This is a genomic window from Nisaea sediminum (assembly GCF_014904705.1).
Lineage (GTDB): Bacteria > Pseudomonadota > Alphaproteobacteria > Thalassobaculales > Thalassobaculaceae > Nisaea > Nisaea sediminum.
Genome location: NZ_JACZCQ010000006.1, coordinates 494942 through 507248, shown reverse-complemented (window position 1 = coordinate 507248; position 12307 = coordinate 494942). Strand labels below are relative to the sequence as shown.

Sequence of the window (12307 nt, the reverse complement as noted above, 5' to 3'; positions counted from 1 at the left end):
CCCGCCATGGCAGATGACCTGAAGCGCGAGGGGCTGATCGACCCGAAGCTCCTTCTCCCGCTCGCCATGCTGACGCTGCTCGGCTGTCTCTGGGGGCTTTCTTTCTCGCTCTCCAAGATCGCGGCGATGGGCGGGGTGCATCCCTTTGCCTATGCCTGGATGCAATCGACCGGCGCGGCAATTTTTCTCACTCTGGTGTGCTGGAAGAGGGGCATCCCCTTCGAGATCGACCGGCCGCATATCCTCTTCTTCCTCGGCGCCGCCTTCATCGGCCTGGTTCTGCCGAACATCAACATCATCACCACGGCGAAATACATCCCGGCCGGCGTGATGAGCACGGTGATCTCGACGGTCCCGGTGCTGGGCTACGTCCTTGCCGTCGCTTTCCGCATCGAGGGGTTCCGCTGGAACAGCGCCGTCGGTATCGGTCTCGGGCTGGTCGGCGCGCTGATGATGGTGTTGCCGGAAACCAGCCTGCCGTCCCGGGACATGGTGCCTTGGGTGCTGATGGCCTTCCTCACCCCGGCGCTCTATGCCTGCAGCGGGATCTACAGCGACCGCATGCGGCCCGAGAGCACGCATTCGCTCGCCGCCGCGCGCGGCATGCTGATCGTCGCCTCGCTCGGCACCCTGCCGCTGATGCTGGCGGCGGACGGCTTCTATCCGCTGATGGCCGATCCGGGGCCGACCGACTACGCCATGCTCGGCCAGATCGCGATCTCCTCGGTCGCCTATATCCTCTATTTCGAGGTGCTGAAGCGGGCCGGGCCGGTCTTTCTCAGCCTGGTCTCCTACATGGTCAACCTGTTCGGCCTGTTCTGGGGCTGGGTGGTGTTCGGCGAGATCCACTCGCTCTGGATCTGGGGTGCGGTCGGCTGCGTCTTCACCTCGATGATCCTGGTCAATCTCGGCCGCCGGGCGCGCTGAGGCGGACGTCGGCGGTCAGAGCGACGGCCGGGTGAGCATCAACCAGACGATGGCGAGCACGGCCCCGAAGGCCGGGAAGCCGAAGGCGAACCACCAGCGGTAGAGCCTGTAATACTGCGCGGGCAAAGGCGTTCCGGCATCGCGCGCGGCGATCGCGAGATTGCGCATCCTGATCTGCATCCAGACGACCGGGAGCCAGAAGGCGCCGACCAGCACGTAGAGCAGGAGCGACCAGGCGACCCAGCCCTGCAGGATCGGCCAGCCGGCCTCCCGCGCCAGCAGATAGCCGGTGACCGGCTGAAGAACCACCGCGCTGGCGGTGAAGACGGTATCGGCGAGGACGACGATCCCGGCGACATGCGCGACCAGCCGCGCATCCCCGCTCCGGTGGGAGACGACCATGAAGAAGGCGATTCCGGCCCCGGTTCCGAGCAGGACCGTCGCTCCGATGACGTGCAGGAAACGGAGGATATCGTAGGTCATCTTCCTTCCTTCGCCTGTCCGCTGGGCCGAAAAAGAAAACGCCCCGGCCGGGACCGGGGCGCTCTCACCGAAAATGTGCCGGTGCCTTACGCGGCCAGCGCGAAGTTCACCGCGTCGAGTTCGGCGACCAGCGAGCTGGCCTTTTCCGCCGGCAGCGGCATGAACGGGGCGCGGACATTGCGCCAGCTCGCCTTGCCGCTCTCGCGGGCGAGCAGTTCCTTCAGCGCCGCGGCGGCCGGATAGTTCTGCAGCGTCAGGCGCTCGCGGGTCAGCTGCTCCTGCAGCGCCTCGGCATCGGCCGAGCCGGCTTTCCAGGCGCTGTAGACCTTGGCGCAGCCGCCGACCGTGACGTTGCCGGTCGCGGTGATGGTACCGACGCCGCCAACCTTCAGCACGTCGAGCAGGTAGCGCTCGGTGCCGGCGAAGACGTCGAAGCCCGGGAACTTCTCGGCCATCGCCTTCATGTTCTCGAAATCGCCGGAGCTGTCCTTCACGCCGCAGATCAGGCCCGGGAATTCCTGCAGCAGGCGGCCGATCAGGTCATGGCTGAAGGGCACCGCGGACATCTGCGGGAAGTGGTAGAGATAGACCTTCATGGCGTCGCTGCCGACGGCCTCGAAGGTGCGGGCGAAATGGGTGAAGAGGCCCGCGTCGCTCGGGTTCTTGTAATAGAAGGGCGGCAGCATCAGGACATGCTCGATGCCGATCTCAAGACTCTTCTTCGTCAGCGCGACGGTATCCGGCAAGGCGCAGCAGCCGGTGCCGATCATCAGGCGGTCCTTCGGCAGCTTCGAGGCGCCGAGCTTGTCGAGGAAAGTCAGCCGCTCCTCGACGGAGAGCGAGTTCGCCTCGCCGGTGGTGCCGAACAGCAGCACGCCGTCGCAGCCTTTATCCAGCAGCCAGGCGGTATGCTCGAGGGTGAGGTCGGTATCGACCGAAAGATCGTCGTTGAAGGCGGTGAGGCCGGCGGCCATCACACCCTTGATGCGCGGGCTGGAGCTCATGCGCGCTCTCCTTGTCTGGCAGGGCGAAAAGAAGCGGGAGCTTAGTCCGGCGCGGATTTTCCGGCAAGCGGGGCCGCGCCCGCGATGCGGAAGAAGTTTCGTGCCGGAGGGGCTGAAATCGGCGGGTTTTACCCGGCGATGCGCTTGGTCAGGTCTGCGGCGATCTCGCTTGGCTCGCTGTTGAAGCCGTAATGGCTGACATAGCGGCCGTCCGGCCCCATCAGATAGGTCACGGTCGAGTGGTCCATCAGATAGTCGCTGAATTCCTCGCTCTCGACCTTCTGGTAGAACACCCGGTAGGCCTTGGCGACCTCGGCGATCTGTTCCGGCGTGCCGGTCAGGTAATGGATCTTGTCGTGGAAATGCTGCGAATAGGCGGCCAGCGCGGCGGAGGTGTCGCGCGCCGGATCGATGGTGATGAAGACCGGCTCGACCTTGTCTCGGACGGTGGGCTCCAGCATGTCGAGCGCCTGGGTCACCACGGTGAGTGTCGTCGGGCAGACGTCCGGGCAGTAGGTGTAGCCGAAGAAGACCATCATGTAGCGGCCCTTCAGATCCTCGTTCGAGAGCGTCGCACCGGTCTCGTCGGTCAGGCTGAAGGGGCCGCCGACGAGATCCGCGGTCTCCAGCTGGCCGATCCGCCCGCCGCTGACCAGCCAGTAGCCGGCGGCGATCGAGCCCACGAGCGCGAGGCCGAGGAAGGAGACGAGGAAGAAGAAGGTCTTTTTCGACATGAATCTATCCGGAAATCTCTGCCGGTCCGTTTCCGGACCGGCCGTTCACGGCGCAATATGGCGGCGCGGCCTCAGTATTTCGAGAGTGCGTTGCGCAAACCGTCCGCCTCGGCCGAGGTGAAGCGCCTTTCTATCAGGATTTGCTTGGGAGAGGCGGCGGTGCGGTAAAACGCCTCATTCTGCTCGGGCTGGGTCTTGATCACCGCTCCATCGAGGGCGCCGCCGCCGAAGAGGCCCTTGGACTTGGCGAAGGCGATGAAGTCCGCACCGAGGGACCCGGCGCTGGAGGCCCCGACCCCGCCGCCGATGGTGCCGACCGCGACGCTCGCATCGGCGCCGAATTTCAGCTGGTCGCTCATCAGCGAGTTCAGGCCCTTCTCGGTCATCACGACAAGCAGGATCTGTTTCGCCTCGACGCCGATCTGCAGGCCGATGCTGCCGGCGGTGAGCGAGTAAAAGGCGGGATCGCTCCAATTGCCCGGTCCGGTGCGGGCGACGAGCACGCCTGTGCCGTATTCGCCGCCGACGATGAGCCCGGCCTTGACCAGCTCCGGGATGATCAGCACGCCCTTGGCCTTTTTCAGATAGTCGGCGACCGGGCCGACCACGTTGGGATCCGTGGTGAGGTCCTGCAGCGTCAGGCGCGCCTTTTCGACGGTGAGGGCGGGGCTGTCGCCGGCCCGCGCCGGGCCGGCCAGAAGTGCGGTTGCGAGCAGCAGTGCGGCAAAAATCGTGAAACGCATGATTGGTCCCCTTTGGCCCTGGCCGTCTGTACGGCGGGCAAAATACTAAATGGCGCTTGTGGCGGGAATGTGAAGGTCAAAGCCCGGCCGGAAGGTTCGTGCCGCGCAGCCGCCAGGAGGGCTCTCCGGCGTCGTTCGCGAAGTGATCGGCGAGGCTGAGGGAGAGCGGCGCGATCTCGAGCGACAGGGCGACCTCCGGTGTCAGTTTCAGCACTACCGCGAGTATGGCCCGGATCGATCCGCCATGGCCGACGAGAACAATCTCGCGTCCCTTGAACCGGTCGTTGAGGGTCGCGACGGCAGGCGCGACGCGCGCCTGGAGGTCGGAGAAGCTTTCGCCGCCTGGCGGGCGGTTGCGGGCGGGGTCGTCCCAGAAAGACCGGTAATCTTCCGCCCCCGTCTCTGAGAGTGCCGCGTGGGTCAGGCCTTCCCAGGCACCGAAATCCTGTTCGCGGAACGCTTCCTCGACGATCACCTCGCCCGGTGTCCATCCCGTATCGCGCAGCATCCGGGCAGTGTCGGCCGTCCGCCGGAGCGGCGTGGTGATCAGCACCGCGCTCTCCGGCAGCCGGGCCGCGATCCCGCGCAACAGGTCCGGGTCCCGATCTGCCGCCGCGACGTCGGTCCGGCCGTAGATCGTGCCTTTTTCGACGGCGGCCGGGGCGTGCCGCAGCAGGTGCCAGCGGGTCACGGCGCTCATAGCGGCCAGAGGAACCCGGCGGCACCGGCCGGAAGCGCGGAAAGGGTCAGCAGGACGAAACACTCGACCACCTGCTCGCTGCTGCCAAGCACGTCGCCGGTATAGCCGCCGATCTGGCGTTGCGCGAGCAGGGCGGTGGCGAGAATGGCGAGGCTCGTCGCGGCAAGGGCCGCAATGAATCCGATACCGGGGAGGAGCGAGAAGGCGAGCAGCGTTCCAAGGGCGACGCAAAGCCCGGTGGTGACTGCTTTCGGCCGTCCGGCTCCGGTTCCGAGACCACTCGACGTCGCCGGGGCGAGGAAGAAGGCGATCGGCAGGATCGCGCTCCGGCCGAGGATCTGCGCCGCCGCGAAGGCGAACGCGGCGAGGATAGGGGAGGCGATGGCGATGTTGGCGAGCGCGGCAGCCTTGAGTCCGGTCGCGAGTACCAGCGCGAGCACGCCGTAGCTGCCGACGCGGCTGTCCCGCATGATCTCGATCTTGCGTTCTTTCGTGGCCCCACCGCCGAAGCCGTCGGCGAGATCCGCAAGACCGTCTTCATGCAGCGCGCCGGTGAGGAAGGCGGTGACGGCCAGCGCGCCGAGCGCGGCCGCGAGCATCGGCAGGCCGGCCGAGGCGCCGAGCCAGAGCACGCCGCCGCCGAGCGTACCTGTCAGGAGCCCGATCAGCGGAAAGGCCCAGCCCGCATGCATCAAGGGGCGATCCGTACGGACGGGCGCCGGGACGGGCAGACGGGTCAGGAACATCGCGGCATGGGCAAGGTCGTCGGCCCACCAGGGGCGCCGCACGGGCGCTGGTCTCTCGCTCGCCATCTTTCCCCGCTCTCGTCGTGCCGGATTGCCTTCGCGGCGGCGCGGGCCGTCGCCCGCGGACTATGCATTGGCCGCCCGGACCTGTATAGGGGGCGGCAATCCGAAAGACACTTCCCGGCTGGCGATCATGAGCGACGAACGTTTTACCCCAGAGAGCGCGACCTTCGACGAGATCCGCGGCCTGTTCCGCGCGCTGCCGCCCGCCGATCTCGAGGCGGGCACCGACGCGGCCAGCCGCGAGGCGCAGCTGACCAAGCCGGCGGGCGCGCTCGGCAAGCTGGAGGAACTGACGCGCTGGGTCGCCGCCTGGCAGGGCAAGCATCCGCCGAGCGTCGCGCATCCCCGGATCTGCGTCTTCGCCGCCAATCACGGCGTCACCGCCAAGGGCGTCTCGGCCTACCCGTCGGACGTCACTCATCAGATGGTGCAGAACTTCATCTCCGGCGGCGCCGCCGTGAACCAGCTCGCCGAGCTGTTCGACGCCGATCTCCGTGTCTACGAGATGGCGCTGGAGCAACCGACCGCCGACTTCACCGAAGCGCCGGCCATGTCCGAGGACGAATGCGCCAAGGCGATAGCCTATGGGATGATGGCGGTGGAACCGGGCATAGACCTGCTCTGCCTCGGCGAGATGGGGATCGGCAACTCGACCTCCGCCGCTGCGATCTGCCACGCACTCTACGGCGGCGCGGCCGAGGACTGGACCGGCCCCGGCACCGGCGTCACCGGCGCCGCCTATGCGGCCAAGGTGAAGGCGGTGGCCGACGGCGTCGCCCTGCACAAGGCGCGTACCTCGGACCCTCTGGAACTCTTCGCCGCCGTCGGCGGTCTCGAACTGGCGGCGATCACGGGGGCCATTCTCGCGGCGCGGATGGGCCGGGTCCCGGTACTGCTCGACGGCTTTGCCTGCACGGCGGCCGCCGCGGTACTCCACGCCGCCGATCCGCGCAGCATCGAACATTGCCAGGTCGCGCATTGCTCGGCCGAGCCGGGCCACCGGCTGCTGCTGGAAAAGATCGGCAAGGCGCCGATCCTCGATCTCGGCATGCGGCTCGGCGAAGCCTCCGGCGCGGCGGTCGCGATCGGCATTATCAAGGCTGCCGTCGCCTGCCACAACGGCATGGCGACCTTCGCCGATGCCGGCGTCAGCGGTCCGGCCTGAGCTCCCGGGGACATCATCCCATGCCGAAGCCCTGGCGCGTGCTCGACAGCCGGATCAATTACAGCGACCGGTACGTCACCCACCGCATGGACCGCTGCGAGACCGCGCACGGCGTCATCGTCGAGCCCTATCATGTGATCGAGCTGCCGAACTGGGTGAACATGGTCGCGGTGACCGACGACGCCCGGGTTCTGATGATCAACGAGTACCGCCACGGGATCGGCGAGGTCGTGTTCGGCCTGCCGAGCGGCACCGTCGATCCGGGCGAGACCGATCCGCTCCGGACGGCGCAGCGCGAGCTTGCCGAGGAGACCGGGGCCGAGGCGTCGCACTGGGTCGAGACCGGCCGGATGTTCCCAAACGCCGCGGTCAACTCCAACACCTGCTTCAGCTTCCTCGCCACCGGCGCCCGGATCACCGGAGAAACCTCGTTCGACGAGGCCGAGGATATCGAGACCGTGCCGGTGCCGCTGGACGAGCTTTACCGCCGGCTGCTCGCGCGCGATCTCCGGATGACGGCGATGCATCTGGTCGGGCTGCACGAAGCCGGGCTCTATATCCTGACCTCGGGCGATCCGAAGGTGGCACGGCTGAAGGAGATCCTGGCGCCGCTCTATTCGCCGAGCTGAAGCAGCCGTCCGTCGCGCCGGGCGCTGCGGTAGGCGAGCCAGAAGATGAACGCGCCGATCGCGAAATAGATCACGTTCATGACCATCGCGCCGGCAATCAGGTCGAGCCTGAAATCGCCGTGGAAGAGCACCGCGCGCATGCCCTCGAAGACATAGGCGGACGGCGTGCACCAGGCGATGGTCTGGAGCCATTCCGGCATGGTCTCGACCGGGTAGTAGACCGCCGAGATCGGTGCGAAGGCGAAGACCAGCACCCATGCGAGGCTCTCCGCACCGAGGCCGAAACGCAGGATCACGCCGATCACCAGCAGGCCGACTCCCCAGCCCATGAAAAAGAGGCAGGCCATGAAGGCGACCAGCGGCAGGCCGAGAGAGAAGATCGAGAACTGGTAGAAGACGATGGCGAGCAGGGCCGGCGGCACCGCGCCGATCAGGGTCCGGAACAGGCTCATCGTCATCAGCGCGACGACAAACTCGTGCGGCCGGAGCGGGCTGACGAAGAGATGGCCGAGATTGCGCGACCACATCTCCTCGAGGAAGCAGATCGCAAAACCCATCTGCCCGCGGAACAGGATGTCCCAGAGCAGCACGCCCGCCAGCAGTACGCCCGCCGCGCCCGCGATCCAGCTCGACTCGCCGATGAAGAACTTGGTGACGAAGCCCCAGAGGATCATCTGCATGGTCGGCCAGTAGGCCATCTCGATCAGCCGCGGCCAGGAATTGCGCAGCAGGTAGAAATAGCGCAGCGCCATGGCGCCGATGCGGCCGACGGAGAACAGCGAGGCCGGCGGCGGGGTGAAATCGGTGTTCCCGCTCATGCCGTCTCCCGGTCGTCTTGTTTGGCCTGTGCCGCGCCGGTCTGCCGGGCGACGTCGAGAAACACCTCGTCCATGGTCCTGCGTCCGTATTTTGCCAGCAGCTCCGCCGGGCTTCCCCGATCGACGATTTCCCCCTTGCGCATCATCAGCACCTTGGAGCAGAGCCGTTCGACTTCCTGCATGTTGTGCGAGGCGAGCAGCAGGGTGGCGCCGTTCTCGCGCTGATAGGTCTCGAGATATGTGCGGATCCAGTCCCCGGTATCCGGGTCGAGCGACGCCGTCGGCTCGTCCAGCAGCAGCACCTTCGGCGTGTTGATCAGCGCTTTGGCAAGGGCGACGCGGGTTTTCTGACCGGCCGACAGCTTGCCGGAGGGCCGGTTCATGAAATCCTCCATGTCGAGCTGCGCCGCCAGTTCGGCAATCCGCGCTTTCGGATCCGATACGGAGTAGAGCCTTGCATAGACCATGAGGTTCTCGCGCACGGTCAGGCGATGCGGCAGGTCCACATAGGGCGAGGAGAAATTCATGTAGGGCAGGGCGCGGTAGCGGTCGGTCGCCATGTCGCAGCCGAGGATGGAGACGCTGCCGCCGGTCGGCTCCAGCAGTCCCAGCATCATCGCGATGGTCGTGGTCTTGCCCGCGCCGTTGCCGCCGAGCAGACCTACGGTGGTTCCGGCCTCGGCGGTGAAGCCAACGCCGCGCACGGCGTGAACCGCGCCATAGCGCTTTTCCAGATCCCGGACGTCGATGACCGGCTTGCTCATGGGTTCAGACTCTATGGATGTGCAGTTCAGGGTGCGCCGAAATGGGCATCGCGACCTTAGCCCGTGCCGTGCTAGTGGACAATGACGGAAACCTCGGAGACGGCGCGCGTGGCCAAAGAGCGCAGGAATCTGGAAGATCTCGAAGTCCGGTTCGGCCTGGCCGACGGGCTTGGACCGGCGGGCGTGCGGACGCTGGTGATGATCCGCTGGGTGGCGCTGATGGGCCAGCTTATCAGCCTGCTCGTGGTGCATTACGGGCTCGGGTTTCCGCTGCCGCTGGAGATCACGCTCGGGATCGTCGCCTTCGGCGCGTTCTACAACGTGGTCTGCCAGACCCTCCGCCAGGGCGGGCCGGTCCGCAGCGGTCGGGTCGCCGCCTTCGGCCTCGCCTTCGACATCGCGCAGCTCGGCTCACTGCTCTACTGGACCGGCGGTCTCGAAAATCCGTTCGCGCTGATGCTGATCGCGCCGGTCACGGTCTCGGCGACCATCCTTTCCGGGCGGGCGACCGTCTGGCTGAGCTTCCTCGCCCTGGTTTCGGCATCCGCCCTCGCGGTGGTCCATCGGCCGCTGCCTTGGCCAGGCGACGGTCTGGAGCTGCCGGACATCTACGTCTTCGGCCTCTGGGCCGCGATCGTCATCGCCACCCTCTTCATCGCCGGCTACACCTACCGCGTCAGCCGGGACGCGCGGCGCATGTCGGACGCCTTTGCCGCCACCCGCCTCGCGCTCTCCCGCGAGCAGCAGCTTTCCGCCCTCGGCGGGCTCGCCGCCGCGGCAGCCCATGAGCTCGGAACACCGCTCAGCACCATCGCCGTCGTCGCCCGCGAGCTGCGCAAGGATATTCCCGAGGACAGCGAATGGCGGGAGGATCTGGATCTGCTGCTGAGCGAGACCGCGCGTTGCCGGGATATCCTGACGGAATTCTCCCGCCGGCCGGATCAGGACACGCCGGGTCCGTTCAAGACCGTTCCCTTCAGCGCCGCGGTCGAGACCGCCGCCGCACCGCATCAGCGTGACGATATCGTCGTGATCGTGGAGCAGCACGGGCCGGGCGGCGCGCTCGATCTCGATCTCGAACCGGCTGACGCGGAGGAAACGGTTGCCGCGGACCAGCCGCGCGTGGTGCTGACGCCGGAGATGAACCAGGGGATCGGCACGCTGGTCCAGAACGCCGTCCAGTTCGCCGCGGAGACGGTCGAGATCACGGTCTATTGGGACGACAGCATGGCATCGGTCATCATCGAGGATGACGGGCCGGGTTTCTCACCCCTTGTGCTCGACCGGTTGGGCGAACCCTATGTCTCCAGCCGGTCCGGCAAGGACGGTCATATGGGGCTCGGCATCTTCATCGCGAAGACGCTGCTGGAACGTGGTGGCGCCACGCTTTCCTTCTCCAACCGGGCCGAGGGCGGAGCCCGCGTGGCGATTCGCTGGCTCCGGTCCGACCTGGAGGCCGGGGTGACGGATTCTTGACCCCACGCAGTTTTCCTTTATTAACCGGAAAGGGGCCGGACCGGCCCGAATGGCGGAGACGCTAGGTGACTGACGATCAGATCGGGGTCGACGAGACCCGGAAATTGCTTGTGCTCGACGATGACGAGCCGTTCCGCAACCGGCTGGTGCGGGCGATGGAGAAGCGCGGTTTCAGCGTGACCAGCGCCGGCTCGGTGGCCGAGGGACTGGAGGCGGTGAAGAACGATGCGCCGTCCTATGCGGTGCTCGACATGCGGCTGACCGACGGCAGCGGCCTCGATGTGGTGACCGCACTGCGCGAGGCCAATCCGGATGCCCGCATCATCATGCTGACCGGCTACGGTAATATCGCGACCGCGGTCGCCGCGGTGAAGGCGGGCGCGGTCGATTACCTGCCGAAGCCGGCCGACGCCGATGCCGTCGCCGCCGCGCTTTTGGATCACGAGGAAGCGCTGCCCCCGCCGCCGGACAATCCGATGTCCGCCGACCGGGTGCGCTGGGAGCATATCCAGCGGGTCTTCGAGCAATGCGGCCGCAACGTCTCCGAAACCGCCCGGCGCCTGCGCATGCACCGCCGCACCCTGCAGCGCATCCTGAACAAGCACGCGCCGCGGGGGTAGTTCACCTTCCGCTCCTTATAAAGGTTGTCATCCCCGCGTTTGCGGGAATGACGACGGAGTAGCGGGTGCAAGGGCCTGAAGGGCGCGCGGGTGGCCTTACACCACCCGGCCTTCCGAGGTCAGCAGCTTGTCGATATAGCGGCCTTGGAACATCGTGATCCCGAGAGACTGGCCGAAGCGTACCGCCTCGTCGCTGTCGCAGCGGGTCAGGATGATGCGGGCACGGCCGCAGCGGTCGACATGTTCCTTCAGTTCCGTGGTCCGGGCGCCCGACATGTCGTCGGCCATGTCCGGGCTCCAGATCAGCTTCAGGAGGTCGAGGCCGAGCCGTTCGCGGTCGATGAACTGCAGTGTGAGATGGTTCAGCCCGTCGAGACAGATGCGGTAGCCGCGCTCGCGCATGAAGTCGCGCGCGAACATGTAGGCGCCCATGTCACCGAAGATGTCGATCTTCTGCAGCTCGATCACGACGGTACCGCGGGCGACCGCCTTCAGGCTCGAGTCGAAGTTCAGGAAGGGCGGCGAGAGGATCGTCTGCACGTTCAGATTGACGCTGAAGGAACTCGCGATCGAGCTGTCGTCGTTACGGATCAGCAACGATAGCATCCGCGCGTCGAGCGTCTGGGTCAGGTGCTGGAAGAGCCAGAGATTCGAGGCGAGGTCGAATTCCGGCAGTACCGTCTGCTGCAGGTCGTGGATCGAGATGAAGAGCTCGCGGAAGACCGGCTGCGGATTGGGGTTGTTCGGCGTCAGGGCGCAGACCGGCTGGCGGCGCATCAGATTGGAGAGGTCGGCGCGCTGCAGGAAGGATTCGAGCTTGCCGAGCTGCTCCGGATCGAGCGGCTTGCGCGAACCCTTGGTCCGCGGATCGACCTTCTGGTCGGCGCTGACGGCGAGCCGCGACTTGCGCTCACGCTCGCGGTGCATCTGCTTGACCAGCTCCAGCAGGTCCTCGTACTGGGTCGCGACATTGTACCAGGAACAGAATCGGGCGAGGTCTTCCTCCTCGTCGCCCTGGGAGAGCGGGTCCTCGGAGAAGAGATAGCGGACCTTCATGATCGCCGCGTCGATATCCTCGACGGTGGCGTCCTTGCAGACGAAGAACAGATCCGAATTGCTCAGGATGAAGATCTGGCCCTCGTAGTTCTGGACCATGCCCTCAAAGGTCGCCGCCGCGATCCGGATATGGTGGTCCTGGCGGTTCTGCGGGCGGAGGCGCGACAGATGGATGTGAACGGCCATGCGGCCATCCACGTTCCGTCCGAGGCGCTGCAGATAGTCGAGCAGCAGGTATTCCTGGCTCGGGCCCCGATTTCGGTTCTGGACTTGGCTGAGCGCCATGCGGTCCTCCGCTTAAAACTCAGTAGGGCCGTTTCCCTGGCTCTTTCTTACCATGCCGCCTATTGCGCAGGCACCCGGTAAATCACCGGAAACC

At 66.4% G+C, this 12307-nt stretch carries 14 protein-coding genes; 5 read left to right on the top strand and 9 right to left on the bottom strand.

Going from position 1 to position 12307, the window contains the following annotated elements:
• Positions 1–6: 6 nt before the first annotated feature.
• Positions 7–927: a DMT family transporter gene (locus tag IG122_RS14425; protein ID WP_193184667.1), complete on the top strand. Its 921-nt coding sequence runs from the start codon at positions 7–9 to the stop codon at positions 925–927.
• A 15-nt stretch (positions 928–942) separates the two neighbouring features.
• Here the strand turns inward: IG122_RS14425 and IG122_RS14420 are convergent, their stop codons facing one another.
• The 6 genes from IG122_RS14420 to cobS form a co-directional block, all read right to left on the bottom strand.
• A complete protein-coding gene (locus tag IG122_RS14420) occupies positions 943–1410 on the bottom strand; it encodes a DUF2269 family protein (protein ID WP_193184665.1) in 468 nt (155 codons plus the stop codon).
• 86 nt (positions 1411–1496) lie between these two features.
• The gene (locus tag IG122_RS14415) at positions 1497–2414 is read right to left on the bottom strand and encodes a dihydrodipicolinate synthase family protein (RefSeq protein ID WP_193184663.1); all 918 of its coding nucleotides are present in this window, start codon (positions 2412–2414) and stop codon (positions 1497–1499) included.
• 128 nt (positions 2415–2542) lie between these two features.
• Positions 2543–3148: an SCO family protein gene (locus IG122_RS14410; protein WP_193184661.1), complete on the bottom strand. Its 606-nt coding sequence runs from the start codon at positions 3146–3148 to the stop codon at positions 2543–2545.
• Positions 3149–3219: 71 nt separating this feature from the next.
• A complete protein-coding gene (locus IG122_RS14405; RefSeq protein WP_193184659.1) occupies positions 3220–3891 on the bottom strand; it encodes a lipid-binding SYLF domain-containing protein in 672 nt (223 codons plus the stop codon).
• Positions 3892–3967: 76 nt separating this feature from the next.
• Positions 3968–4591, bottom strand: a complete 624-nt coding sequence (locus IG122_RS14400; RefSeq protein WP_193184657.1) for a histidine phosphatase family protein — start codon at positions 4589–4591, stop codon at positions 3968–3970.
• The gene (gene cobS / locus IG122_RS14395; protein ID WP_193184656.1) at positions 4588–5403 is read right to left on the bottom strand and encodes an adenosylcobinamide-GDP ribazoletransferase; all 816 of its coding nucleotides are present in this window, start codon (positions 5401–5403) and stop codon (positions 4588–4590) included. The genes IG122_RS14400 and cobS overlap by 4 nt, the downstream gene beginning before the upstream one ends.
• Positions 5404–5530: 127 nt before the next feature.
• On the opposite strand from cobS, the gene cobT reads away from it, so the two are divergent.
• Complete coding sequence (gene cobT, locus IG122_RS14390) at positions 5531–6565, top strand: nicotinate-nucleotide--dimethylbenzimidazole phosphoribosyltransferase (RefSeq protein WP_193184653.1); 1035 nt, start codon at positions 5531–5533, stop codon at positions 6563–6565.
• Between the two features lie 20 nt (positions 6566–6585).
• Positions 6586–7194 (top strand): NUDIX hydrolase, encoded by a 609-nt coding sequence (locus tag IG122_RS14385; RefSeq protein ID WP_193184652.1) that lies wholly within the window; start codon positions 6586–6588, stop codon positions 7192–7194.
• Here IG122_RS14385 and IG122_RS14380 read toward each other — a convergent pair.
• Together IG122_RS14380 and IG122_RS14375 are read right to left on the bottom strand one after the other, a co-directional pair.
• Positions 7179–8012 (bottom strand): ABC transporter permease, encoded by an 834-nt coding sequence (locus IG122_RS14380; protein WP_193184650.1) that lies wholly within the window; start codon positions 8010–8012, stop codon positions 7179–7181. The genes IG122_RS14385 and IG122_RS14380 overlap by 16 nt on opposite strands.
• Entirely contained in the window at positions 8009–8776 is a 768-nt protein-coding gene (locus tag IG122_RS14375) for an ABC transporter ATP-binding protein (protein ID WP_193184648.1), read from the bottom strand. Before IG122_RS14375 ends, IG122_RS14380 begins: the two co-directional genes overlap by 4 nt.
• Positions 8777–8884: 108 nt before the next feature.
• Between IG122_RS14375 and IG122_RS14370 the strand changes: the two genes are divergently transcribed.
• Positions 8885–10252: an ActS/PrrB/RegB family redox-sensitive histidine kinase gene (locus IG122_RS14370; protein ID WP_319024891.1), complete on the top strand. Its 1368-nt coding sequence runs from the start codon at positions 8885–8887 to the stop codon at positions 10250–10252.
• A 65-nt stretch (positions 10253–10317) separates the two neighbouring features.
• Entirely contained in the window at positions 10318–10872 is a 555-nt protein-coding gene (locus IG122_RS14365) for an ActR/PrrA/RegA family redox response regulator transcription factor (RefSeq protein WP_193184644.1), read from the top strand.
• Positions 10873–10968: 96 nt separating this feature from the next.
• Here IG122_RS14365 and IG122_RS14360 read toward each other — a convergent pair whose 3' ends face one another.
• Positions 10969–12213, bottom strand: a complete 1245-nt coding sequence (locus tag IG122_RS14360) for an EAL domain-containing protein (RefSeq protein ID WP_193184642.1) — start codon at positions 12211–12213, stop codon at positions 10969–10971.
• Positions 12214–12307: the final 94 nt, after the last annotated feature.

Coding starts and splice junctions, on each gene's coding strand:
- IG122_RS14415 (WP_193184663.1), bottom strand. CDS start 2,414: ATGAGCTCCAGCCCGCGCATCAAGGGTGTGATGGCCGCCGGCCTCACC.
- IG122_RS14380 (WP_193184650.1), bottom strand. CDS start 8,012: ATGAGCGGGAACACCGATTTCACCCCGCCGCCGGCCTCGCTGTTCTCC.
- IG122_RS14420 (WP_193184665.1), bottom strand. CDS start 1,410: ATGACCTACGATATCCTCCGTTTCCTGCACGTCATCGGAGCGACGGTC.
- IG122_RS14375 (WP_193184648.1), bottom strand. CDS start 8,776: ATGAGCAAGCCGGTCATCGACGTCCGGGATCTGGAAAAGCGCTATGGC.
- cobT (WP_193184653.1), top strand. CDS start 5,531: ATGAGCGACGAACGTTTTACCCCAGAGAGCGCGACCTTCGACGAGATC.
- IG122_RS14400 (WP_193184657.1), bottom strand. CDS start 4,591: ATGAGCGCCGTGACCCGCTGGCACCTGCTGCGGCACGCCCCGGCCGCC.
- IG122_RS14385 (WP_193184652.1), top strand. CDS start 6,586: ATGCCGAAGCCCTGGCGCGTGCTCGACAGCCGGATCAATTACAGCGAC.
- IG122_RS14410 (WP_193184661.1), bottom strand. CDS start 3,148: ATGTCGAAAAAGACCTTCTTCTTCCTCGTCTCCTTCCTCGGCCTCGCG.
- IG122_RS14360 (WP_193184642.1), bottom strand. CDS start 12,213: ATGGCGCTCAGCCAAGTCCAGAACCGAAATCGGGGCCCGAGCCAGGAA.
- cobS (WP_193184656.1), bottom strand. CDS start 5,403: ATGGCGAGCGAGAGACCAGCGCCCGTGCGGCGCCCCTGGTGGGCCGAC.
- IG122_RS14405 (WP_193184659.1), bottom strand. CDS start 3,891: ATGCGTTTCACGATTTTTGCCGCACTGCTGCTCGCAACCGCACTTCTG.
- IG122_RS14425 (WP_193184667.1), top strand. CDS start 7: ATGGCAGATGACCTGAAGCGCGAGGGGCTGATCGACCCGAAGCTCCTT.